21 protein-coding genes and 2 pseudogenes are annotated in these 22,685 nt (G+C 60.4%); 13 read left to right on the top strand and 10 right to left on the bottom strand.

Translation table 11 applies throughout. From position 1 onward, the window contains the following. Positions 1-41 precede the first annotated feature (41 nt). Both ABIE40_RS19095 and ABIE40_RS19090 read right to left on the bottom strand, forming a co-directional pair. The gene (locus ABIE40_RS19095; RefSeq protein ID WP_112718105.1) at positions 42-1,076 is read right to left on the bottom strand and encodes an aspartate-semialdehyde dehydrogenase; all 1,035 of its coding nucleotides are present in this window, start codon (positions 1,074-1,076) and stop codon (positions 42-44) included. A gap of 111 nt (positions 1,077-1,187) precedes the next feature. After that, a pseudogene (locus tag ABIE40_RS19090) lies at positions 1,188-1,377 on the bottom strand (hypothetical protein). 111 nt (positions 1,378-1,488) lie between these two features. Here ABIE40_RS19090 and ABIE40_RS19085 point away from each other — a divergent pair. From ABIE40_RS19085 to ABIE40_RS19065, 5 genes are all read left to right on the top strand, one after another. After that, positions 1,489-3,237, top strand: coding sequence for an alkaline phosphatase (locus ABIE40_RS19085; RefSeq protein ID WP_199628009.1), 1,749 nt, complete (start codon positions 1,489-1,491; stop codon positions 3,235-3,237). An 82-nt stretch (positions 3,238-3,319) separates the two neighbouring features. After that, positions 3,320-3,781, top strand: a complete 462-nt coding sequence (locus tag ABIE40_RS19080; RefSeq protein WP_199628008.1) for a hypothetical protein — start codon at positions 3,320-3,322, stop codon at positions 3,779-3,781. Then, positions 3,781-4,470: an ABC transporter ATP-binding protein gene (locus tag ABIE40_RS19075; RefSeq protein WP_199628007.1), complete on the top strand. Its 690-nt coding sequence runs from the start codon at positions 3,781-3,783 to the stop codon at positions 4,468-4,470. Before ABIE40_RS19080 ends, ABIE40_RS19075 begins: the two co-directional genes overlap by 1 nt. Then, on the top strand, positions 4,467-5,726 hold the full coding sequence (locus ABIE40_RS19070; protein ID WP_199628006.1) for an FtsX-like permease family protein: 1,260 nt from the start codon (positions 4,467-4,469) through the stop codon (positions 5,724-5,726). Before ABIE40_RS19075 ends, ABIE40_RS19070 begins: the two co-directional genes overlap by 4 nt. Positions 5,727-5,907: 181 nt before the next feature. Continuing rightward, positions 5,908-7,791, top strand: a complete 1,884-nt coding sequence (locus tag ABIE40_RS19065) for an MFS transporter (protein WP_130283015.1) — start codon at positions 5,908-5,910, stop codon at positions 7,789-7,791. A 54-nt stretch (positions 7,792-7,845) separates the two neighbouring features. Here the strand turns inward: ABIE40_RS19065 and lpxE are convergent, their stop codons facing one another. From lpxE to leuB, 3 genes are all read right to left on the bottom strand, one after another. Beyond that, entirely contained in the window at positions 7,846-8,574 is a 729-nt protein-coding gene (gene lpxE, locus ABIE40_RS19060; RefSeq protein ID WP_130283016.1) for a lipid A 1-phosphatase LpxE, read from the bottom strand. Positions 8,575-8,655: 81 nt separating this feature from the next. Continuing rightward, positions 8,656-9,414, bottom strand: coding sequence for a phosphatase PAP2 family protein (locus ABIE40_RS19055; protein WP_199628005.1), 759 nt, complete (start codon positions 9,412-9,414; stop codon positions 8,656-8,658). A gap of 113 nt (positions 9,415-9,527) precedes the next feature. Beyond that, entirely contained in the window at positions 9,528-10,640 is a 1,113-nt protein-coding gene (gene leuB, locus ABIE40_RS19050) for a 3-isopropylmalate dehydrogenase (protein ID WP_130283018.1), read from the bottom strand. Between the two features lie 175 nt (positions 10,641-10,815). Here leuB and ABIE40_RS19045 point away from each other — a divergent pair, with 175 nt between their 5' ends. After that, complete coding sequence (locus ABIE40_RS19045) at positions 10,816-11,748, top strand: pyridoxal-phosphate dependent enzyme (RefSeq protein WP_199628004.1); 933 nt, start codon at positions 10,816-10,818, stop codon at positions 11,746-11,748. A gap of 58 nt (positions 11,749-11,806) precedes the next feature. On the opposite strand, the gene leuD is transcribed toward ABIE40_RS19045, so the two are convergent. The 3 genes from leuD to ABIE40_RS19030 form a co-directional block, all read right to left on the bottom strand. Beyond that, positions 11,807-12,415: a 3-isopropylmalate dehydratase small subunit gene (leuD, locus tag ABIE40_RS19040; protein WP_199628003.1), complete on the bottom strand. Its 609-nt coding sequence runs from the start codon at positions 12,413-12,415 to the stop codon at positions 11,807-11,809. 136 nt (positions 12,416-12,551) lie between these two features. Continuing rightward, on the bottom strand, positions 12,552-12,971 hold the full coding sequence (locus ABIE40_RS19035; protein ID WP_112718123.1) for a VOC family protein: 420 nt from the start codon (positions 12,969-12,971) through the stop codon (positions 12,552-12,554). 126 nt (positions 12,972-13,097) lie between these two features. Beyond that, a complete protein-coding gene (locus tag ABIE40_RS19030) occupies positions 13,098-13,331 on the bottom strand; it encodes a hypothetical protein (protein WP_112718125.1) in 234 nt (77 codons plus the stop codon). Between the two features lie 111 nt (positions 13,332-13,442). Here ABIE40_RS19030 and ABIE40_RS19025 point away from each other — a divergent pair, with 111 nt between their 5' ends. After that, entirely contained in the window at positions 13,443-14,345 is a 903-nt protein-coding gene (locus ABIE40_RS19025; RefSeq protein ID WP_112718127.1) for an HpcH/HpaI aldolase/citrate lyase family protein, read from the top strand. A 1-nt stretch (position 14,346) separates the two neighbouring features. Then, positions 14,347-14,553 (top strand): DUF1737 domain-containing protein, encoded by a 207-nt coding sequence (locus tag ABIE40_RS19020; RefSeq protein WP_112517868.1) that lies wholly within the window; start codon positions 14,347-14,349, stop codon positions 14,551-14,553. A 3-nt stretch (positions 14,554-14,556) separates the two neighbouring features. On the opposite strand, the gene ABIE40_RS19015 is transcribed toward ABIE40_RS19020, so the two are convergent. Then, complete coding sequence (locus ABIE40_RS19015; RefSeq protein WP_112718129.1) at positions 14,557-14,994, bottom strand: metallopeptidase family protein; 438 nt, start codon at positions 14,992-14,994, stop codon at positions 14,557-14,559. A 164-nt stretch (positions 14,995-15,158) separates the two neighbouring features. Between ABIE40_RS19015 and ABIE40_RS19010 the strand changes: the two genes are divergently transcribed. The 5 genes and pseudogenes from ABIE40_RS19010 (at position 15,159) to bfr (ending at position 21,939) form a co-directional block, all read left to right on the top strand. After that, positions 15,159-16,094 (top strand): ImuA family protein, encoded by a 936-nt coding sequence (locus ABIE40_RS19010; protein ID WP_354541055.1) that lies wholly within the window; start codon positions 15,159-15,161, stop codon positions 16,092-16,094. A 40-nt stretch (positions 16,095-16,134) separates the two neighbouring features. Further along, a pseudogene (locus ABIE40_RS19005) lies at positions 16,135-17,545 on the top strand (Y-family DNA polymerase). Further along, complete coding sequence (locus ABIE40_RS19000; RefSeq protein ID WP_199628001.1) at positions 17,542-20,997, top strand: error-prone DNA polymerase; 3,456 nt, start codon at positions 17,542-17,544, stop codon at positions 20,995-20,997. Before ABIE40_RS19005 ends, ABIE40_RS19000 begins: the two are co-directional and overlap by 4 nt. 86 nt (positions 20,998-21,083) lie before the next feature. Further along, positions 21,084-21,482 carry a (2Fe-2S)-binding protein gene (locus ABIE40_RS18995; protein WP_112718135.1) on the top strand — a complete coding sequence of 133 codons (399 nt, stop codon included), beginning with the start codon at positions 21,084-21,086 and terminating at the stop codon, positions 21,480-21,482. After that, complete coding sequence (gene bfr / locus ABIE40_RS18990; protein WP_130283029.1) at positions 21,448-21,939, top strand: bacterioferritin; 492 nt, start codon at positions 21,448-21,450, stop codon at positions 21,937-21,939. Before ABIE40_RS18995 ends, bfr begins: the two co-directional genes overlap by 35 nt. A 207-nt stretch (positions 21,940-22,146) precedes the next feature. Here bfr and ABIE40_RS18985 read toward each other — a convergent pair whose 3' ends face one another. Continuing rightward, positions 22,147-22,680, bottom strand: coding sequence for an RNA pyrophosphohydrolase (locus tag ABIE40_RS18985; protein WP_199628000.1), 534 nt, complete (start codon positions 22,678-22,680; stop codon positions 22,147-22,149). Between the last annotated feature and the right edge of the window lie 5 nt (positions 22,681-22,685).

The following is a 22,685-nucleotide window of genomic DNA, read 5'->3' as shown; positions in this document are numbered from 1 at the left end:
GACATGCGGGGCTGATAGCAAGCTATGGTTAATATTCGGTATCAGGCGGCCTGCTTGCGCGGCTTGACGAGGCCGCGGTTGACCAGGAGTTCGGCGATCTGAATGGCGTTCAGAGCGGCGCCCTTGCGCAGGTTGTCGGAAACGACCCACATGTTGAGACCGTTCTCGACAGTCGCATCTTCGCGGATGCGCGAGATGTAGGTCGCGTCTTCGCCGGCGGATTCGTAAGGCGTGATGTAGCCGCCGTTTTCATGCTTGTCGATGACCTGGCAGCCCGGGGCGTCGCGCAGGATATCGCGGGCCTGGTCGGCGGTGATCTCGTTTTCGAACTCGATGTTGACCGATTCCGAATGACCGATGAAGACCGGGACGCGAACCGCGGTGCAGGTCACCTTGATCTTCGGATCAAGCATCTTCTTGGTTTCTGCTAGGACCTTCCACTCTTCCTTCGTATAGCCGTCTTCCATGAACACGTCGATGTGCGGGATGACGTTGAAGGCGATGCGCTTGGTGAACTTCTTGTTCTCGATCGGATCGGCAACGAAGACGGCGCGCGTCTGGTTGAAGAGCTCGTCCATGCCGTCCTTGCCGGCGCCGGAAACCGACTGGTAGGTCGAGACGACCACGCGCTTGATCTTGGCAGCGTCATGCAGCGGCTTCAGGGCCACGACGAGCTGGGCGGTCGAGCAATTCGGGTTGGCAATGATGTTCTTCTTGGTGAAGAGCGAGATGGCGTCGGGGTTCACTTCCGGCACGATCAGCGGCACTTCGGCGTCGTAGCGCCAGGCCGAGGAGTTGTCGATGACGACGCAGCCCTGCTGGCCAATCTTCGGCGACCACTTCTTGGAGACGTCGCCGCCGGCGGACATCAGGCAGATGTCGGTGTCGGAGAAATCGTAGTTTTCGAGGTTCGAAACCTTGAGCGTGCGGTCGCCGTAGGAAACTTCCGTGCCCTGGGAGCGGGCGGAAGCGAGCGCCACGACTTCATCGGCTGGGAAGCCGCGTTCGGAAAGAATGTTGAGCATTTCCCGGCCGACGTTTCCGGTTGCTCCCGCGATTGCTACTTTGAAACCCATTTTAAGCTCTCTTTCTCTTCTCTCCTCTTGTCCGGTGAGGGGGGAAGGCGCGAAATCCTCGCGGCTTCCTGTCCCCAGCCGGGCCGGGGAGAGAGCGGCAGGCCAGAGACGTCAGACGGTTTTCGTCGTCGTTTTGGCCTTGGTTTTGGAAGAAACCGGAACGGCAATATCCATCCCGGCACTCAGTGCCCGGTCATTGCATGCAGCAATGGCGTGTTCGCGGCGAACCATGAATAATTCCTTTTCCGCCGTTGCTCTTAAAAGGTTTTCCACAGGAGTCAAGGTTTTTGCGCTGGCCCAACGGCCTCCCGGCGGCTGCGGCAGATTGTCATAGCGATGTCATCGACATGTCATCCCCGGCGGCTATCCCCGGCCCGTTGTTTATTGACTGCAACGAAAACGGGGGTTTTCCATGCGTATGATTTTTGCCGCTCTGGCGGCCACGACGATTCTTGCCGGTGCCGCACAGGCGGCCACCGTCTATCCGCTTGACCGTGCGACGATTCTCGCCGGCTCGCCGTTCGATTTCAAGGTCGAGCTCGGCAAGCAGGTCAAGGCGGAAGACATCAAGATCACGGTCAATGGTCAGGACTACAAGACGGTTCTCGGGGGCGAGGCCAAGTTTGTAGAGCTGGAAAAGGGTAAGGAAGACAAGGCACTCGGTTCTGCCATCATCCTGCGCGGCCTGACGATCGCCGCGCCCGGCGAGTACAAGGTCGAGGTTTCGGCCGGTGACGAGAAGAAGTCGGTCACCTGGAACGTCTACAGCACCGGCACCGCGCCGAAGGCCAAGAACGTTATCTTCCTGATCGGCGACGGTCTTTCCGTTGCGCATCGCACTGCTGCCCGCATCATGTCCAAGGGCATGACCGAAGGTAAGGCCAATGGCCGCCTGAACATGGACGATCTCGACCGTATGGCCTTCATTGGCACCTCGGCGACGGACTCGATCACGACGGACAGCGCCAACACGATGTCGGCCTACATGAGCGGCCATAAGGGCGCCATCAACTCGCTCGGCGTTTATGCCGACCGTACGCCCGATACGCTCGACGATCCGCGCGTAGAAACGCTCGGCGAAGCCCTGCGCCGCCAGACCGCCAAGTCGATCGGCATCGTCACCACTTCGGAGCTCCAGGACGCCACGCCGGCTGCCGTCGTCTCCCATACCCGCCGCCGCGACGACAAGGCCGAAATCACCGGCATGCTGTTCGACGTCAAGCCGGATGTCGTTCTCGGTGGTGGCTCGGCCTACTTCCTGCCGCAGGCAACCGCGGGCTCGAAGCGCAAGGACGACAAGGACTATGTCAAGATGTTCCAGGACGCCGGCTACAAGCTTGCGACCGACAAGACGGAACTTTCGGCAGCTGCCGGCGCCAACGACGGCAAGATCCTCGGCCTGTTCCACACCGGCAACATGGATACGACACTGGACCGTGAATTCCTGAAGAAGGGCACTGTCGGCAAGTTCCCGGCACAGCCGGGTCTCGTCGAGATGACCAAGATCGCTCTCGATACGCTGTCGAAGAACCAGGAAGGTTTCTTTCTGGTCGTCGAAGCCGCGAATATCGACAAGATGACCCATCCGCTCGACAACGAGCGCGCTGTCGTCGACACGATCGAGTTCGACAAGGCAATCGGCGTTGCCAAGGAGTTTGCTGCCAGCAACCCGGATACGATGATCGTCGTCACCGGCGACCATACGCATGGCATCACCATCGTTGGCACGGTCGACGACACCATTGAAGGCACCGACATGCGCGAGAAGGTCGCTGGTCGCGGCTTTACCAACTATGTCGACGCAAACAACGACGGCTATCCTGACAATATCGACGTTTCCAAGCGTCTCGCGATGTTCGTATCGAACTATCCGGATCACTACGAAACCTTCCGCCCGAAGCTCGACAATCCGTTCACTCCGGCGGTTCAGAACGAGAAGAAGGATTTCGTCGCGAACGAAGCCTACAAGGATGTCCCCGGTGCCGTCTTCGTTCAGGGCAACCTGCCGAAGAGCCAGGCTTCCGGCGCTCACACCGTCGACGACGTGGTGCTGCAGGCAACCGGCCCCGGCGCCGAAGGCTTCAAGGGCTATATGGAACAGAGCGACGTCTATCGCGTGCTGGCCGATGCCTTCGCGCTCGGCGCGAAGCAAACCAACTGATCCATCGGGGGACACCGTCCCCTCTCTTCGCCAATCACGTTCCCGGCTGTCACGGCCGGGAACCCATTTGATGGAGATCGGCATGAAAAAGCCTTTGGCCCCGCTTCTCAACCGGCGCGCATTCATGGCCGCTGCCGGCCTACTGCCCTTTGCGCCGTCGATGTCGCGCGCGGCGGATACAGCGCTCAGCTTCGATGAGCTTTATGGCAAATTCGGTGTGCTCGGCCTGGAATTCTCGAACAAGGTCAAGACACTAGCAGGCCAGGAAATTTCGATGCGCGGCTTCATGGCGCCGCCGCTGAAGGCCGAGGCCGCGTTCTTCGTGCTGACCGAAATTCCGATGTCGCTCTGCCCGTTCTGCTCATCCGACGCAGACTGGCCCGACAATATCGTCGTCGTTTATCTCGACGAGAAGCAGACATTTGTGCAGCCGAGCCAGACGATCGAAGTCCGCGGCGTCCTGGAATACGGTTCCTGGAAAGATCCGGAAACCGGGTTTGTGAGCCTCCTGCGCCTGCGGCAGGCCGAGTATTCGATCGCCTGATGCTGGCTCTCGAGATCAACGATCTGTCCGTGGTCTTTCCGGGCTTGAGCGCGCCTGCGCTTGAGATCGGACGGTTGTCTCTTGCGGCCGGAAGCCGGGTAGCGATTACCGGTGCCTCGGGCTCCGGCAAGAGCACCTTTGTCAATATCGTCACCGGGCTTGAGCGCGCCGGAAGCGGCTCAGTCCGCTGGAATGACGAAGATATCTGCCGCCTCTCCGAGAGCCGCCGCGACCGTTTCAGGGCAACGAATATTGGCCTCGTGATGCAGGACTTTCATCTTTTCCCGGGCATTTCGGCAGTCGAGAATGTTCTCTTGCCGGCGCGCCTGTCGGGCGTTGCCGATGCAGCGCTTATCGCCCGGGCTCACGAATTGCTGGCGCGCACCGGCCTGTCGCGCCCCGGCCAGAAAATCGAGACGATGTCGCGCGGCGAGATGCAGCGTGTGGCGATCGCCCGCGCCTTACTGCGCAAGCCAGGTGTCATTGTGGCCGACGAGCCGACGGCTAGCCTCGATTCCGAGACCGGGCACGCTATCGGCGATCTTCTGCTTGATCTTACGATCGCCGCAGGCAGCACGTTGATCGTCATCTCGCATGACACGCGCCTTTCGGACCGGATGGATCGCCGCATCCTGCTGCGCTCGGGACGGATCGTCGACGATACCCTGACGGAGGAGGCTGCAGCATGATCCGTTTCATTCTGGCCGACCTCCGGCGTCTGTGGACCGGTTCGCTCGTCGTCGTGCTGCTCGTGGCGCTGGCAACGGCGCTCGGCGTCAGCGTCATCCTGCAGGAGCGCGCGCTGCGCCTCGGCAGTGCTCGTGCTGCTGACAAGTTCGATCTCGTTATCGGCGCCGGCGGCAGCGAGACGCAGCTGGTGCTGTCGTCCATCTTCTTGCAACCGTCACCCCTGCCGCTGATGCCGGGTGAGGTGCTTGCCAAGCTTGCCGCAGACCCGCGCGTCGCCTGGCTGTCGCCCGTTGGTTTTGGCGATTCCTTTTCCGGCTATCCCGTCGTCGGTACGAGCACCGCGCTGCCTGCGGATCTCTCGGGCGGGTTCAGCGAAGGCCAGGGTTTTGCTGCCGAAACCGAGGCGGTGGTCGGCGCTGCCGTCACGCTGCCGCTCGGGGCCGAGATCAAGCCGATGCACGGCACTACCGAAACCGGTGGCCATACGCATACGGAAATCGTCTATCGCGTTACCGGCCGGATGAAACCGACAGGAACGGCCTGGGATCGCGCCATTTTCGTTCCTATCCAGGCTGTGTGGCATATCCATGGGCTGGAGGCGCATGGCGAAGCGGAGCATGACGAGGCTGGTCATGTGGGGCATGATCACGATCACAATCACGATCACGATCATGAGCCGGAGTCCGGACACGAGCTCGATGCTGACTGGTCTGCGGAAACACCCGGCGTTCCCGCGATCCTGGTGAAGCCGAAGACGATCGCGGACGCCTACAAGCTGCGCCAGGATTATCGCAATGGCAGCACCGTTGCCGTCTTTCCGGGTGAAGTCCTGACGAACCTTTATGCGACGCTCGGCGATGCGAAGCGTATTCTCGTTGCCGTCGCTTCCGGCGCCCAGGGACTGGTTGCGGCGTCGCTCATTCTGGTGACGGTCATCCATATCGGTCAGCGGCGGCGCCAGATCGGGGCTCTCCGGGCCTTCGGCGCGCCGCGGCATGCCATCTTCGGGATCGTCTGGGGCGAGTTCTTCGCGCTGATCGCGATCGGCATCGCTGGCGGGTTTGGCTTGGGTTATGGCGCCGCGCTGATGCTGTCAGGGCTTTTCAGTGCAAGCAGCGGTATCACGGTGCCGGTCGGCTTTGCGCGTCAGGATGTATTTCTTGCGCTTCTGTTGCTCGGCTTCGGAGCGCTGCTTGCGGCTCTACCCGCCGTTCTTGCTTACCGGCAGTCCCCGGCGCAGGCCTTGCGCGCCTGAGGCGTTCGCGGGCTGCGACAATCTGTGCAAACGCATTAGACTAAAGTCATAATCCCAAAGCCGCTCTCTTTATCCGAATCCTTTTCTGCCACACTCTTCACAGGCGAGCCGCGTCCAGGGGCATACTTTGAGGAGAGTTTGGGACGCGCCTTGCTGCTCATCACTCTGTGGAGGACAGACAATGGCAAATGTCGCAAGCGCCGAGGGCGCGAAGGCCGGTCCGATGACCGGCGAGGAGAAGAAGGTCATCTTCGCCTCGTCGCTCGGCACCGTTTTCGAATGGTACGATTTCTATCTTTACGGTTCGCTCGCCACCTATATCGGCGCGACCTATTTCACCCAATATCCGGAAGCGACGCGTAACATCTTCACGCTTCTCGCCTTTGCGGCGGGCTTCCTTGTCCGTCCGTTCGGTGCGCTGGTGTTCGGTCGTCTCGGCGATCTCGTCGGCCGCAAGTACACCTTCCTGGTCACGATCCTGATCATGGGCTTCTCGACCTTCCTCGTCGGTATCCTTCCGGGTGCGGCGACAATCGGCATTGCGGCTCCGATCATCCTGATCGTGCTGCGCCTGCTGCAGGGCCTGGCGCTCGGCGGTGAATATGGCGGCGCGGCGACCTATGTTGCCGAGCATGCGCCGAATGGCCGGCGCGGCTATTTCACCTCATGGATCCAGACGACGGCAACGCTTGGTCTATTCCTGTCGCTGATCGTCATCATCTCGGTCCAGCAGATGCTCGGCTCGACCGCATTCGCTGCCTGGGGTTGGCGCATTCCGTTCCTGGTTTCGGTTCTGCTTCTCGGCGTTTCGGTCTGGATTCGTCTCAAGATGAACGAATCTCCGGCCTTCCAGAAGATGAAGGCCGAGGGCAAGGGCTCGAAGGCGCCGCTGACGGAAGCCTTCGGTACCTGGAAGAATGCCAAGATCGCCATCATCGCGCTGCTCGGCGCCACGATGGGTCAGGCAGTCGTCTGGTACGGCGGCCAGTTTTACGCGCTGTTCTTCCTGCAGAACGTTCTCAAGGTGGATCTGCAGTCGGCCAATATCATGGTCGCGATCGCGCTTATTCTTGCAACGCCGTTCTTCGTGATCTTCGGTTCGCTCTCCGATAAGATCGGCCGCAAGCCGATCATCATGGCGGGCCTGCTGATTGCCGCCATCACCTATCAGCCGCTGTTTAAGGCAATGACCTATATGGCCAATCCGGCCCTCTATGAGGCACAGGCTGCGATCCGCGCAACGGTGACCGCCGACCCGGCAGACTGCAAGTTCCAGTTCAACCCGACCGGTACATCGAAGTTCACCAGCTCCTGCGACGTGGCTACGGCGTTCCTGACGAAGAACTCGGTGCCTTATGACGTCGTGCCCGGCCCGGCCGGACAACCGGCAACCGTCAAGATCGGCGATGCGAGCATCTCCAGCTTCGACGTCATCGCTGCCGGCGACAAGGCCAAGGGCATGACGGCCGCTTTCGAGAAGAGCACCAACATTGCGCTTCACGATGCCGGCTATCCGCTGAACCGCGGCGCCGCCAAGGTTCCGGATTCCAAGCTCGATGCCTTCATCGCGGCTAACCCGGAGCTCAATCTCAACGCCGAGACAATCCGCAGTGGCGAGAAGGAATCGATGCCGGCCGACAAGCTGATCGCCGGCAAGCTGCTGACGGCGGAAGAAGCCAACGGCGTGACCGACATGGCGGTCTATACGGTCGCCGGTGGCGGCAGCTTCGCCATGGTTGCCGATCCGGCGCGCGTGAACTGGGTCGGCACGATCGCCGTCCTCTTCGTTCTCGTGCTCTACGTGACGATGGTCTATGGCCCGATCGCAGCACTTCTGGTCGAGCTCTTCCCGACCCGCATCCGCTATACCGGCATGTCGCTGCCTTACCATATCGGCAACGGCTGGTTCGGTGGCCTGCTTCCGGCAACGGCCTTCGCGATGAGTGCCGCCGCTGGCGATATCTACTACGGCCTCTGGTATCCGATCGTCTTCGCAGGCATCACGCTGGTCATCGGCCTGCTATTCCTGCCGGAAACCAAGAACCGCGATATCCACGCTGACTAAAGATTTGGCGTAGTGACGAAAACAGACCCGGCGCTCTCAAGGCGCCGGGTTTTTCTATGCCCGCAGCATGCGTTTTGGCACCGGCCAGCCATCCGCCACCCTGAAAAGGATGCCGTAGCGCGAAAAGACGATGGCGATCATCAGCGAGAACCAGCCGCCGAGCGCAAGGCCGGCGATCACATCGCTGGGGTAGTGGGCGCTGACCATGACGCGGGTCATGCCGAGCCAGAGGGCGCAGGCGAGGAAGACGACGCGGTAGCGCGGGAAGAGAAGCGACAGCGCCGCGAAGAAAGCGCCGATGGTCGTCGCATGTCCCGACGGGAAGCTTTCGAAGGCGGCGTGACCCGAAAAGGGCGAGAAGGAGAAGATCCCGTAGTCATCGAAATGCTGCGGCCTGGCGCGGCCAATGGCGCGCTTGAGGATATTGGCGAGGATGCCTGACAGGGCGATCGAGATCAGCAGATAGGCGCCGATCCAGCACATCTGCAGCGCCTGGATGCGGGTACGCAGTGATCTGACGATACGAAGCGCCGCTAGGCCTTCGAAGAACAGGAAGGCGCTGACGATGATGATCCATCCGGACGTGCCGAAATCGGTGAGGATGCGGCCGAGGCGTCGGATGACCGGTGGCACCTGTCCGGCGCCGACAGGACCGTCGAGAAGCAGCATCGACAACAGAACTGCGTTGCAGGTGATGAAAAGGCAGGTCTGCCACCGCAATTGCGGCATGCGACAGGTGCTCCGGCGCCAGCGCCTGTCGAGCGAGGAAAGTATCGCCTGCATCAAATCCGATCCGTTCGAAAATCAATCTCAAGAACGGATCGACGCTAGCATCCGGCGGCGACAGTTTTTTTACGGATGCCTTTAAAGAAGGCGGCTGAGCCGCGGTATCGGCCAGCCCTCTCGCCCGACCGAGAAGACAAAGCCGAAACGGGCGAAGGCGATAGAGAGTGCAAAGGCGAGCCAGGCTCCGAGCGCCAGGCCGGCGGCGACATCGCTCGGGTAGTGGACGCCGATGATGACGCGGGTGGCGCCGAGCCAGAGACCAATGCCGATGAAGACCAGCCGGAAGCGTGGGAAGAGCAAGGCCAGCGACATGAAGAGCGCGCCGATATTGGCGGAATGTCCCGAAGGAAAGCTCTGGTGCAGGAAATCCCAGCTGAACGGCGTGAAGCTGAATATACCCTCCTGCTCGTAGAGCAGCGGCCGGGCGCGGCCGATCAGGAACTTCAGCGGATTGGCGATGGCGCTCGCGAGCACGACGGAAAGGCCGACATAGGCGGCCATCTGGCCGAAATAGGTCATCCGGAATCTGCGCCTCACTTTCCAGAGGCGGCGGCGGACGACATAGCCGGTCAGCAGAATGGTGGCAAGGCCGGCAAGGATCCAGGCGAGCCTGCCGATATCGGTCACGTCACCGGCAATCGAGACCAGCGGCGGCGAAAGGCTTTTGACCGCCTGCCCCAGCGGCCGGTCGAAGACGAAGAAGGCAATTGCGACGGCGTTGATGGCGAAGAGCGCGAAAGCTTTCCAGGGAACCCGACGATGGATCGTGCGACGCGCCTCATAGCGCTTCTTCATATAGGCTTTGCAGCCTGGCTTCGCTCCGGCGGTATCGCTCATTCTGTCCCTTCGTGGTTGGCACGGGGGGACATAGGGAGAGGAGGCGTTGGCTTCAATGAAAAAGCCCTCCGCGCGGATGCGCGAAGGGCCTGAAAAGCGTTTCACGTGAAATATCAGGCCGAGAGCGCCTTGAATTCCGCGAGGATGGCATCGCCCATTTCGACGGTGCCGACCTGCTTGCAGCCTTCGCCCATGATGTCGCCGGTGCGGATGCCCTTGTCGAGAACGTTGGCGATCGCCTTCTCGAGGTTGTCGGCTTCGGTGACCATGTTGAAGGAGTAGCGCAGGCACATGGCGAAGGAGGCGATCATGGCGATCGGGTTGGCAATGCCCTTGCCGGCGATGTCAGGTGCCGAACCGTGAACGGGCTCGTAGAGCGCCTTGCGCTTGCCGGTTTTGCCATCGGGGGCGCCGAGCGAAGCAGACGGCAGCATGCCGAGCGAACCGGTCAGCATGGCGGCGACGTCGGAGAGCATGTCGCCGAACAGGTTGTCGGTGACGATGACGTCGAACTGCTTCGGTGCGCGCACGAGCTGCATGCCGCCGGCGTCGGCCAGCATGTGCTCGAGCTGAACGTCGGCGTATTTTTCCTTGTGCGTCGCCGTCACCACCTGGTTCCAGAGCACGCCAGACTTCATGACGTTGCGCTTTTCCATGGAGCAGACGCGGTTCTGGCGGGTGCGGGCCATTTCGAAGGCGACGCCGGCGATGCGCTCGATCTCGTAGGTGTCGTAGACCTGCGTATCGATGCCGCGCTTCTGGCCGTTGCCGAGATCGATGATCTCCTTCGGCTCGCCGAAATAGACGCCGCCGGTGAGTTCGCGGATGATGAGGATGTCGAGGCCTTCGACCAGTTCCGGCTTCAGCGAGGAAGCGGAAGCGAGTGCCGGGTAGCAGATTGCCGGGCGCAGGTTTGCAAAGAGCTGCAGATCCTTGCGCAGGCGCAGGAGGCCTGCTTCCGGGCGCACTTCATAGGGAACGCTATCCCACTTCGGGCCGCCGACGGCGCCGAACAGAACCGCATCGGCGGCAAGCGCCTTCTCCATGTCGGCTTCGGAAATCGCCTGGCCGTGGGCATCATAGGCCGAGCCGCCGACGAGACCTTCGTCGGTGACGAAACCGGCCTTCATTGCATCGTTCATGTAAGCGATGATCTTGCGGACCTCGCCCATGGCCTCGGGGCCGATGCCGTCGCCCGGCAGCAGGAAAAGATTGCGCGCTGTCATGAAACCCTCCGCGGAAAAACAAGCTGCGGCTTCTTAGACCCCGGAAAACGGCATTTCAAGCAAGAGAGAGGCCGAATCGGTACGGTTTGCCGCGCTATCGATCTGTTCTGGAGTGTTGACCCCCGCCCGTCTCCGCGCCAAGAAGACGGTCAGGTTTCAAGAAATGGAATTCAGAATGTCCCCGTCTCCATTGCATCTCAACACCCCTCTCCTGCGCAGCGCTGCCGATTATAGCGCCAGCGGCAAGCCGCTCTTACTGAAGCTCGACGCACTGCAGCCTTCAGGCAGCTTCAAGATGCGCGGCGTCAGCCGGCTGTGCCAGCATGAGGTGGAGAATGGCGCGAAGGAAATCTTCTGCGCTTCCGGCGGCAATGCCGGGATTGCGGCGGCTTTTGCGGGCCGGGCGCTCGGCGTTCCCGTCACGATCGTCGTGCCGGAGACAACGTCTGCCGAGGTTCGCCAGTCGATCGAGGCGACCGGCGCCTCCGTTCTGGTGCACGGCTCGGTCTTCGATGAGGCCAATGCCTATGCGATCAAGCTCTCGGAAGCGCGCAAGGCCGCCTATGTGCATCCCTTCGATCATCCGCTGCTCTGGGAAGGGCACGGAACGCTGATCGATGAGGTCGTTGCGAGCGGGACCCGTTTCGACTGCGTCGTTGCCAGCGTCGGCGGCGGCGGTCTGCTGGCCGGTATCGTCGCCGGGCTGAAGCGCAATGGTCTTGGCGATGTGCCGGTGATTGCCGTCGAAACTGAAGGTGCGGCCTCCTTCCATGAGGCGCTGAAGGCGAAGGAGCGCATTACCCTGCCCGGCATCACCTCGATCGCCAATTCGCTTGGCGCCCGGCAGGTTGCGCAGCATGTCTTCGATCTGCCCAATCACCATCCGATCGAAAGCGTCACGGTGACCGATGCGGAAGCGGTTGCCGCCTGCCTGAAATTTGCCGATGCCCACCGCATTCTCGTCGAGCCCGCCTGCGGCGCGGCGCTCGCCGTTGCCGATGTGCACGCGGGGCTGCTGTCACGCTTCGAAAACCCGCTCATTGAAGTCTGCGGCGGCATCGGGGTGTCGCTCGGCAAGCTCAAGGCGTGGCAGGAACGCTTTTTCTGAGGAGGCAAATAAAAAAGCCGGGCATTGCCCGGCTTTTTCGTCAGATGTTCTCGCTAGCTCATGCAGCCCAGGGGCGCGAAGCGGAATTCTTCTTTTCGAAGCTGTCGATCGCCGTGCCCTTTTCCATCGTGAGACCGATGTCGTCCAGGCCGTTCAGCAGGCAGTGGCGCTTGAAGGCGTCGAGGTCGAACTTGATCGAGCCACCGTCCGGGCCGGTGATCTCGAGGTTTTCGAGGTCGACGGTGAGGATGGCGTTGGAGCCGCGCGAAGCGTCGTCCATCAGCTTGTCGAGATCTCCCTGACTGACCTTGATCGGCAGGATGCCGTTCTTGAAGCAGTTATTGTAGAAGATGTCGGCGAAGCTGGTGGAGATCACGCAGCGGATGCCGAAATCGAGCAGTGCCCACGGGGCATGCTCGCGCGAAGAGCCGCAGCCGAAATTGTCGCCGGCGACGAGGATCTTGGCGTCGCGGTAGGCCGGCTTGTTCAGCACGAAATCGGCGTTCTCGGAACCGTCTTCATTGTAGCGGGCTTCGGCGAAGAGACCCTTGCCAAGGCCGGTGCGCTTGATGGTCTTCAGATAGTCCTTCGGAATGATCATGTCCGTGTCGATGTTGACGACGGGCAGGGGCGCGGCAACGCCGGTGAGCTTCACGAATTTATCCATGACCTAGGCTCCAAATTCAGCGGATGTACTTTCGTTGATCAGCATCTAGTCCAGTTTCCCGCCGAAATGAAGGAGAATCTTTCCAGAATGGCGGCTGCGCGGCGTTTCGCGCAGCCTGACCACTTTGCATAGGCGGCTATTTGGATGCTTCGTTGAGGCCCCAGACGACGCCGAAAGGGTCGCGCAGCTGGCCGTAGCGATCGCCCCAGAACATCAGCTCGATCGGCATGACGACTTCGGCGCCGGCGGCCACTGCGCGGTTCCACCAGGCATCGATGTCGTCAATGACGAGCTGGATCGCAAAGCCTTCGTGACCCTTGAAGGGATGGCCGTATTCCGGATAGGCATCGGACAGCATCAGCGAGCTGCCGTTGATATAGAGATGCACATGCATCGTCCGGCCCTTCTCGTCGGCCGGCACGACATAGGCTTCTTCGGCGCCGAATGCCTTCTTGTAGAATTCTGCGGCCTTGAGCGCACCGTCGACTGTCAGATAGGGCAGCAGGCCATTCTTGACCGGCGGCATCTTGGCGGGTGCGGTTTCCATCGTGCTCATGTTCTTCCTCCGTCTCCTGATTTTGAAGGTCCGGCATCGAGGCCGTCCGCCTCAAGGACGTGAAGGTAGAGCGGGAGCCGACAGCTCCATAAAGAATTTTTCGTGAAGGCTTGGAGGCCGGTGCGATCAGAGATCGATGATGGTGCCGCGGCCGTCGTTCCAGATGCGCATTTCGCGCTGCTGCGTCTGAGCCTTGGCGCGCACCGGAGCCGGTTTCATCTTCAGCGACAGGGCGCGGCCAACCATCAGCACGGTCAGGATGCCGCCGACGGCGAGCGTGACCGAGAAGGTAAACAGCGCAAGAGCCACGAACACGGTGACGCCTGCCAGCATGAGGAAGATGGAACGGATATTCTGCATAATTCTAGACCTCTCTTCGAAAGGAATGTGGTCCTTGATTTCCTTCTGTGCAAGGCAAGCATGGCTTTTTGTTGTCTTGTCAGCCTTCACAAAGCTTGGCACACATTCGTGATGAGCCGAAATTCCCCTGCCCGTTCCCTGAGCCTGCGCCGTTCTGTGCTGAGCGTTCCCGCCATCAATGCCCGCGCATTGGAAAAGACCCATGTGCTCGATTGCGATGCCGTCATCTTCGATCTGGAGGATTCCGTCGCGCCGGAGAAGAAGGATGAGGCGCGGGCAAACCTGAAGGCGTTCTTCGCCGGCCCGGCGCTGGCGGGTAAAGAAAAGATCATCCGCATCAATGCCCTCCCCTCCGGCTTCGGCCTTGCCGATATGGAACTGGTGCGGGCTCTCGAGCCGGATGCCGTGCTGCTGCCGAAAGTGGACGAGCCGCAGGATGTGATGGCGATCAGCGACATGCTTGGCGATGCCGATGCCGCGGAAACGCTGCGGATCTGGGCGATGATCGAGACGCCGCGCGGCATCCTGAATTCGGCGGCGATCGCCGAGTTCGGGCGGACGGCCGGGTCGCGGCTCGATTGCTTTGTCGTGGGCTTGAACGACCTGCGCAAGGAAACCGGCGTTCTGCCGCAGCCGGGGCGCACCTATCTGGTGCCGTGGCTAATGCAGGTGATCCTGGCGGTCAGGGCCTATGGGCTCGATGCGATCGACAGCGTCTTCAACGATTTCAGGGATGCGGATGGCTTCGAGGCGGAATGCGCCCATGCCCGGGCGATGGGTTTCGATGGCAAGATGCTGATCCATCCGGCGCAGATCGAAAGTGCAAACCGGCATTTCGGACCGGATGACGCGGCAATCCGCGAGGCCGAAGAGATTATCGCCGCCTTTGCCGATCCTGCGACTGAAGGCCTCAACGTTATCAATTCAAACGGCCGGATGATCGAACGCCTGCATCTTGTCCAGGCGGAAAGTCTGGTTCATAAATCCCGCCTCATTGCTGAACGGAAATCATGACATGAAGCTCTACCGCCTTCTGACCGGCCAGGACGATGCCGCATTCTGCCACCGCGTAACCGATGCTCTCAACAAGGGCTGGTCGCTGCAGGGCTCTCCCTCGGTCACCTTCAATGCCGAGACCAAGCAGGTCATTGCCGCCCAGGCGATCGTCAAGGACGTCGAAGGCAAGGACTACCACCCGGATATGAAGCTCTCCGAGCAGTAAGATTTACCGGTCGGCCGCCTCTTCGGCGCTCGCCTCGATACGCTCCATGTCGTCATCGCTGAGGCCGAAATGGTGGCCGATTTCGTGGATGAGGACATGGGTGATGATATCGCCGAGCGTTTCGTCGTTCTCAGCCCAGTAATCCAGGATCGGGCGGCGATAGAGGCGGATGCGGTTCGGCAGTTCGCCGGTTTCCATCGTGAACCGTTCCGAAATGCCCCTGCCCTCGAAAAGGCCGAGCAGGTCGAAGGGCGTTTCCAGCGCCATGTCCTCGAAAACGTCGTCGTCCGGGAAATCTTCGATCTCGATCGTCAGATTGGCGGTAAGCGAACGGAATTCATCCGGCAGGTGGCTGTAAGCCTCCATCGCCAGGGATTCAAATGTGCTGAGCGTCGGAGCATGGCGATCGCGCCAATCCTCGCTCTGGTCTATGCGGGCCATCAAAAACCCCTTTCTCTGCCGCCCATATAGAACCTTTGTGAAGGATTTTCGAGTGTGGAATCAATGGCAGGAATAAATTCACAACAAACGGCTGTTGACTCTTCCGGCAAGCTCTGGAATCCATAAGAACATAACAGGAACAATTCTGATCTGGAGTGAACGTCATGGCACAGACGGCCGTGACGCGCGAGCGGCTTTTTGCGCTCCGCGAAACCATTGCAAAGCTTGAAGGAAAACCGGTGCCGGCGCTTGCGGCAGCCGAACAGGAGGCGCTGGGTACAGGAAATGCACCGCGAAAGAAGGATGAGACGCCACGGTTCTGCTTTGGCATTCCGGAGCTGGACGAGGCGCTCGAAGGTGGATTGCCGCTCGATGCGCTGACGGAAATCCGCACGAAGATGTTTCTCGATGCTGGCAGCAGCAGCGGATTTGCGCTGGCGATCGCCGCAGCTTTGCAGCATCGGGCCGAGGAAAAAAATCCCGTCCTCTGGATCGCTGACAAGGTCGGCACGATCGAGGCAGGGGTGCCCTATGCCGTCGGGCTGAAGGATTTCGGATTGCGGCCGGAGCTTTTCCTGCATGCGAGCCCCAGAAAACTGGAGGATGCGCTCTGGCTTGCGGAAGCGGCGCTGGAAAGCGGCGCCTTCGTGACGACGATCCTGGAAATCCGCGGCAATCCGAAATCCTTCGGCCTTGCCGAGAGCCGGCGCTTTCACCTGCGGGCGAAATCGGCCGGTCGGTCCCTGCTGCTGCTGCGGCAATCCGGAGAGGAGGAGGCAACTAGCGCACATTTCCGTTTTCTTGCCGGGCCCGCGCCTGCGCGGGAGCGGCCCCTGCCGGATGGTTCGATGCTGGGCGGTAGCATCGGCAATCCGGTCTTTCATCTCACCCTGGAGAAGAGCCGCAATCCGGCCCCCCTCTCCCTCTTCCTGGAGTGGAACCCCCATGACCGCCAGTTTCTCCCTGTCGAACAACCAGCCGTCACTCGCTTTCCAGAGCAGCGGGCAGCGCATTCTGGCGCTGTACTTCCCGCATCTTTCGACCGACAGGATCGCCCGAAAGCGGTGGGGCCTCTCGTGGCGTTCGAAAGGGCGTCCTGAGGCGGCTCCGATCGTCTGCTCTGGTCGCTCCGACAATACGATGCGGCTGACGGCGCTGGACGAGAAGGCGGAGAAACTCGGCCTCAAGAAGGGTCTCGGCGTCGCCGAAGCTCGCGCCATCCACCCGATCATCGATGTCGTGGAAGAAGATGCGGCAGCCGACAAACGCCTGCTTGAGGCCGTTGCTGACTGGTGTGACCGCTATACGCCGCTGGTTGCCCTCGACGGCAAGGACGGGCTCTTCCTCGACATAACTGGCTGCTCGCATCTCTTCGGCGGCGAGCGGGCGATGCTGAAGGATATCCTGTCGCGCCTTGCCGGCATGGGCTTCGATATCCGCGGCGCGATTTCCTCGTCACCGGGACTATCCTGGGCCGTCAGCCGTTTCGGCGAAGGCGGGGTGATTGCGGAGGACGAGGCGGAAGCGGTTCTCGAGCCCCTGCCGGTCACGGCGCTGCGGCTGGATGTATCTGTCATAGAGGCATTGCAAAAGCTCGGCCTGCGCTATGTCGGCGATCTCATGCAGGCGCCGCGCGCGCCGCTGACCCGCCGCTTTGGCGGCAGTGTTCTTTTGCGGCTCGATCAGGCATTGGGGCATGACGAAGAACCGGTCTCTCCCCGTCTGCCGGTCGCCAGCCTGTCGGCCGAGCGGCGGCTTGTTGATCCCATTGCCGCCGAAGAAGAGATTATCGCTCTTGCCAGCCAGGTCGCGCATTGTCTGAAGCCCTCCTTTGAAACCCAGGGCGTCGGAGGCCGGGTCTTCGAGCTGGTCCTGTTCCGGGTGGATGGATGCGTCTTTCGAATTGCGGCCGGGGCGTCCCGGCCTTTGCGGGATCCGCAGCGTATTGCCGGTCTGTTTTCCGAACGCCTGACAGCAATCCATGACGATATCGATGCGGGATACGGTTTCGAAATCCTGCGGATCAATGTTCTCCGGCATGAGAAGTTTCCACAATGTTCAGGACGATTTTGAAGGGGACAGGCAATCACAGGTCTCGCTTGCAGTCTTCGTCGATAAGATATCGGCCCGTCTCGGCGAGGAATGCCTGACCCGTTTTGAATTGCGCGAAAGCCATATCCCTGAACGGGCAACCTTTGCCGTTCCGGCCATTCAAGTCCTCGACAGAGCGCCGGTGGAGGTAATGCCACCCGCGGCAAAGAGCGAGCGGCCTGCTCGCCTGCTTCCGGCACCTGAATTGATGGAAGCCTTTGCCGCCGAGGTTCCGGATGGCGCGCCGGCGCATTTCCGCTGGAGGCGCATTCGTCACCGCGTCCTGAAGAGCGAAGGGCCGGAGCGGATCGCCATGGAATGGTGGATCGATGGCGTCGGCGCCAAGGAGCGCGACTATTTCAGCGTCGAGGACGAGCAGGGCTATCGTTTCTGGATCTATCGCGAAGGTCACTATGGGCCGGATACCCCGCAATGGTTCATGCATGGAATTTTCGCATGAGCCCGGCCTTCTTCGAGATAGGCGCGAAAACCAACTTCTCCTTTCTTGAGGGCGCCTCCAAGCCTGAGGAGATCGTCACCCAGGCGGCCCTTCTCGGTCTCTCCGGAATCGGGATCGCCGACAGGAATTCCGTGGCGGGTCTCGTGCGCGCCTATGCCCAGACGAAAGTTCTCCGCGGCAAGTATGAGCGAAAGCTGGCGGGCCGGCTGGAAAAGAGAGAGGAGGAAGAAGACATCCTGTATCCGGTGCCGTTTCAGCCGGGAGCGCGGCTCGTCTTCTGCGATCAGACGCCTGAGATCCTGGCTTACCCGAAAGACCGGAAAGGCTGGGGGCATCTCTGCCGTCTGCTGAGTGCCGGGAATCTGAAAGAGGGGGCGGTAAAGGGAACCTGTCTTCTCGAGGAGGCGGATCTCATGGAATGGGGCGATGACATGATGCTTGCTGTCGTGCCCGATCCCAAGCTCATCAAGGATAGCGATCGGCGTGGCGTCTTCCTGGATTGTCTCCGCCGCCTCAAGGACCGGTTCCGTTCCAATCTCTTCCTGGCATTGACCCCATCTTACAACGGTCACGATGCGCTGACATTTGCGGCTTTCGCCAATATGGCGGCAGACATCGGTGTCCCGCTGATTGCGACCAATCAGCCGCTCTATCATGCAAGAACGCGCAGGCCGCTATCCGATGTGGTGACCTCCATTCGCGAGCATGTATCGATCCCCCGGGCTGGTTTTCTTTTGGCGCCGAATGCGGAACGCTATCTCAAGGAAGGCCGGGAAATGGTGCGGCTCTTCAGGAATTACCCGGAGGCGATCGAGAATACCGGCCGTTTCTTTGCTCAGCTGAAATTCTCTCTGGACGAGATCAGTCACAACTATCCGGAGGAAAACGCGCCGGGCGAAACGGCTTATGAGACACTCGACCGGCTGACGCGGGCCGGTGCGGTGAAGCGGTATCACCCCGATAAAGTTCCGGAGAAGATTCAGGATCAGATCGATTATGAACTCGATCTGGTCAGGCAGAAAAACTATGCCTCCTATTTTCTGACGGTTCATCGGATCGTCCAGCATGCGCGCTACGACAAGAAGATACTCTGCCAGGGGCGTGGCTCGGCAGCCAATTCCGTCATCTGCTATTGCCTTGAGATAACTGAAGTCGATCCTGCAAAGAGTACCCTGCTCTTCGACCGGTTCATTTCCATGGACCGGGATGAGCCGCCGGATATCGATGTCGACTTCGAGCATGACCGGCGCGAGGAGGTCATCCAGTTCATCTACGAGACCTACGGCATCAATCATGCCGGCCTGACGGCAGGGGTGACCACCTACCGGACGCGCTCGGCGGGGCGCGAAGTGGCCAAGGCCTTCGGTCTTTCCGAAGATATTCAGTCAGCGATCGGCAGTCTGGTCTGGGGATGGTCGGACGATAGCCTGTCCGAGCGCGAAGCGCGGGCTGCGGGTCTCGACATGTTCGATCCGATGACGAGAAACGTGCTGCAATATGCGTCCGAACTCCTCTCCTTTCCGCGGCACCTGACGCAACATGTCGGTGGCTTCGTCATTACCCGCGATCGGCTCGACGAGATCGTGCCGATCATGAAGACCGCGATGCCCGGCCGCTACATGATCGAGTGGGACAAAGACGATCTGGATAATGTCCGGATTCTGAAAGTCGATGTTCTCGCACTCGGCATGCTGACCTGTCTGCGCAAGGCTTTCGCACTGCTCGAGGATCACTATGGAGTCCGCAAGACGCTGGCCGATCTCGGCAACAGGGAGCACGGCGAAGAGGGGCGGCCGGTCTATGCGATGATGTGCAGGGCGGATACGCTTGGCGTCTTTCAGATCGAAAGCCGGGCGCAGATGAGCATGCTGCCGCGTCTGAAGCCCGACCGGTTCTATGATCTTGTCATCGAGGTAGCGATCGTCCGGCCAGGGCCGATCCAGGGCAATATGGTGCATCCCTATCTCAAGAGACGCGAACAATTCAAAAGCGGCGTCAAGGTCGATTACCCAAGTCCAGAGCTAAAACCGGTGCTGGAGCGAACGCTTGGCGTTCCGTTGTTTCAGGAGCAGGCGATGCAGATCGCCATCACCGCTGCCGGGTTCAAACCGGCGGAGGCAGACAAACTGCGACGAGCCATGGCGACATTCAAGCGCACTGGTACGATCGGAGACTTCGAAAGCCGGTTTATTGAAGGAATGGTTGCCAAGAACTACCCACCGGATTTCGCCCAACAGTGCTTCAATCAGATCAAGGGTTTCGGGGAGTATGGCTTTCCGGAAAGCCACGCGGCTTCCTTCGCGCTGCTCGTCTATGCCTCGTCCTGGATGAAGGCCTATTATCCCGACGTTTTCTGTGCGGCGATGCTGAACTCGCAGCCCATGGGGTTCTATGCGCCGGCGCAGCTGGTGCGCGACGCGCGTGAGCACGGCGTCGAGATTCGCGAGGTCGATATCAACAGTTCGGATTGGGACTGCCTGCTGGAAAAGGCGATTTTCGATAAGAGCAAGGTCGATTTCCGGCATGCCGGGATGCGCGATGTCATCCAATCAAAGCGCGCTGTTCGGCTCGGTTTCCGGCAGGTGAAGGGGCTCTCGGAAGACAGCATGCGGCGGCTCGTTGACATGCGTGGAAACGGTTATCGCTCGATCCACGACCTCTGGCTACGCTCCGGCCTCAAGAAATCCGATATCGAAAGATTGGCCGATGCAGATGTCTTCGGGTCCATCGGGCTTACCCGGCGCGAGGCTCTATGGGCCGTGCGAGCTCTGGATGTGCAGAGCGCCGCCGAGAAGCTGCCGCTATTCGAATGCGCGGGTAAGGATGACCTGCAGATCGAGCCGCAGACGCAGCTGCCGGAAATGCTGCCCGGAGAGCAGGTGATCGAAGATTACCGCTATCTTTCGCTGTCGCTGAAAGCGCATCCCGTCTCCTTCCTGCGTGAGGACTTCCGCAGGGCCGGCATAACGCGCAATGTCGATCTGCTGCAGGTCGCAAATGGCAGGCGGGTGACGATCGCAGGGCTCGTCCTGGTCCGGCAGCGGCCGGGTTCGGCCAAGGGTGTCATCTTCATGACCCTGGAGGACGAAACCGGTGTCGCCAATGCGATCGTCTGGCCGGCGGTGTTCGAAAAATATCGCTCCATCGTCATGGGTGCCCGGCTGGTGAAGATCCGCGGCAAGCTGCAAAGCCAGAGCGGCGTGATCCATACGGTTGTCGAGCATATCGAGGACATGACCCCGGCGCTCGGCATTCTCCAGCAGGAGGCGCGGCGGTTTGGGGCCAGCGACCGGTCGGATGAGGCCATGCGGCCGACGGTCGATCACCGGCAGAAGAAGATCATGACGGCGCTGGAACGCGCAGGTCTCGAGAAACGCATGTCCGGAGAGAAGAGCGATATGGAAGTGGCGGAAACCGTGAAAGTGATGCCGAGAGGGCGTAATTTCCATTGATCCCGCGAAAATGCAGCAAGATCAGATCGATAGGTTTTCGCCGTGCAGGGTGCTCACCTTGATGTGAGCGTCCCGGGCATCTGGTGATGTTTTTTCATCTCGATTTTTTCTTGACACTCACCATCTTCTTTAGCAGAAAACACGATAGTGAATGTCATGTTTGGAATGATGACGTGCTGGTCTGCAGCTGCAACTACATAACCGACAAGGAAATCCGTGAGGTTATCAACAGCCTTCTCGACGAAGACTGTTGGCAGCTGATCGTTCCTGCGAAGGTCTATCATGCCATGGAGAAGCGCGGCCGTTGCTGTGGTTGCTTCCCCAACGTCGTCGACATCATCATCCAGACTACCGAAGACTATCATGCCCGTCGCCACTCGACGGAAGCCGAAATATTTGATTTCATGTCCCGCCTAAAAGAATTCCATGAGGAAAACAGGAGAGCGGACATTGAAAGGCGACAAAAAAGTCATCGAGCGGCTTAACGAGGCGCTGTTTCTCGAACTCGGTGCAGTCAATCAGTATTGGGTCCACTACCGCCTTCTCGAAGATTGGGGCTACACCAAGCTTGCGAAGAAGGAACGCGCTGAATCCATCGAAGAGATGCACCACGCCGACCGTCTCGTCGCCCGCATCATCTTCCTTGAAGGCCATCCGAACCTGCAGACGCTGGCGCCATTGCGCATCGGCCAGAACGTCAAGGAAGTCCTGGAAGCCGATCTTGCCGGCGAATATGACGCCCGCACGGCTTACAAGAAATCACGCGATATCTGTCACGATGCCGGAGACTACGTGTCCATGAAGCTGTTCGAAGAGCTGCTGATGGACGAGGAAGGCCATATCGACTTCCTGGAAACGCAGCTCGAGCTGCTGGAGAAGATCGGCGAAGCCAAGTATGGCCAGCTGAATGCCGATCCCGCCAACGAGGCGGAAGGTCACTAAGATCAAACAAAACGGCCGCGAAAGCGGCCGTTTTCATATCCTGCTTTGGGTGCCCATCCGCCGCCGTCGTAGACCGCGTCTCTTATGGAGACATACCGCTGAGGCAACACGGCAGCGGTTACGCCGGTAGTTTGGTCTCTGGCTCTGTGATCACCCTGCCCACGGAGCGTGATCGACGACCTTGAACGTGGCGATCCGCTTGCCGTCTCAGTCCGCCGCCTTCAGCCCGGCGAGATGCGAGAACTCAGCGACAACCTGGTCGTAGACGGCGCGCTTGAATGGCACGATGAGGCCGGGCAGATCGGCCATCGGCTTCCATTCCCAGGCGTCGAATTCGGGCTCGTGGCCGCCGGGTGGCGGGTTGATGGCGATCTCGTTTTCTTTGCCTTCGAAGCGGAAGGCGAACCAGCGTTGGGTCTGGCCGCGGAACTTACCCTTCAGGCCGATGCCGATCAGCTGCGGCGGCAGGTCGTAATTGATCCAGTCGCTCGCCTCCGCGAGCAGGGAGACGGTTTTCATGCCGGTCTCTTCGTAGAGTTCGCGATAGGCGGCCTCCAGCGGGTCCTCGCCCTTGTCGATGCCGCCCTGCGGCATCTGCCAGAGTTGTGGCGAGCCATCATATTCGGAATTGCCGACCGGGATGCGGCGGCCGGCCCAAACCAGTCCTTCGCGGTTCAAGATCATCACGCCCACGCAGGGGCGATAGGGCAGGTCTTCAGCCTTTACAGGCGCCTTGGTCATTGCAT

The organism is Rhizobium sp. OAE497 (assembly GCF_040546565.1).
Lineage (GTDB): Bacteria > Pseudomonadota > Alphaproteobacteria > Rhizobiales > Rhizobiaceae > Rhizobium.
Note: the sequence above shows the minus strand (reverse complement) of the source record. Positions and strands in the feature narration are given on the sequence as shown.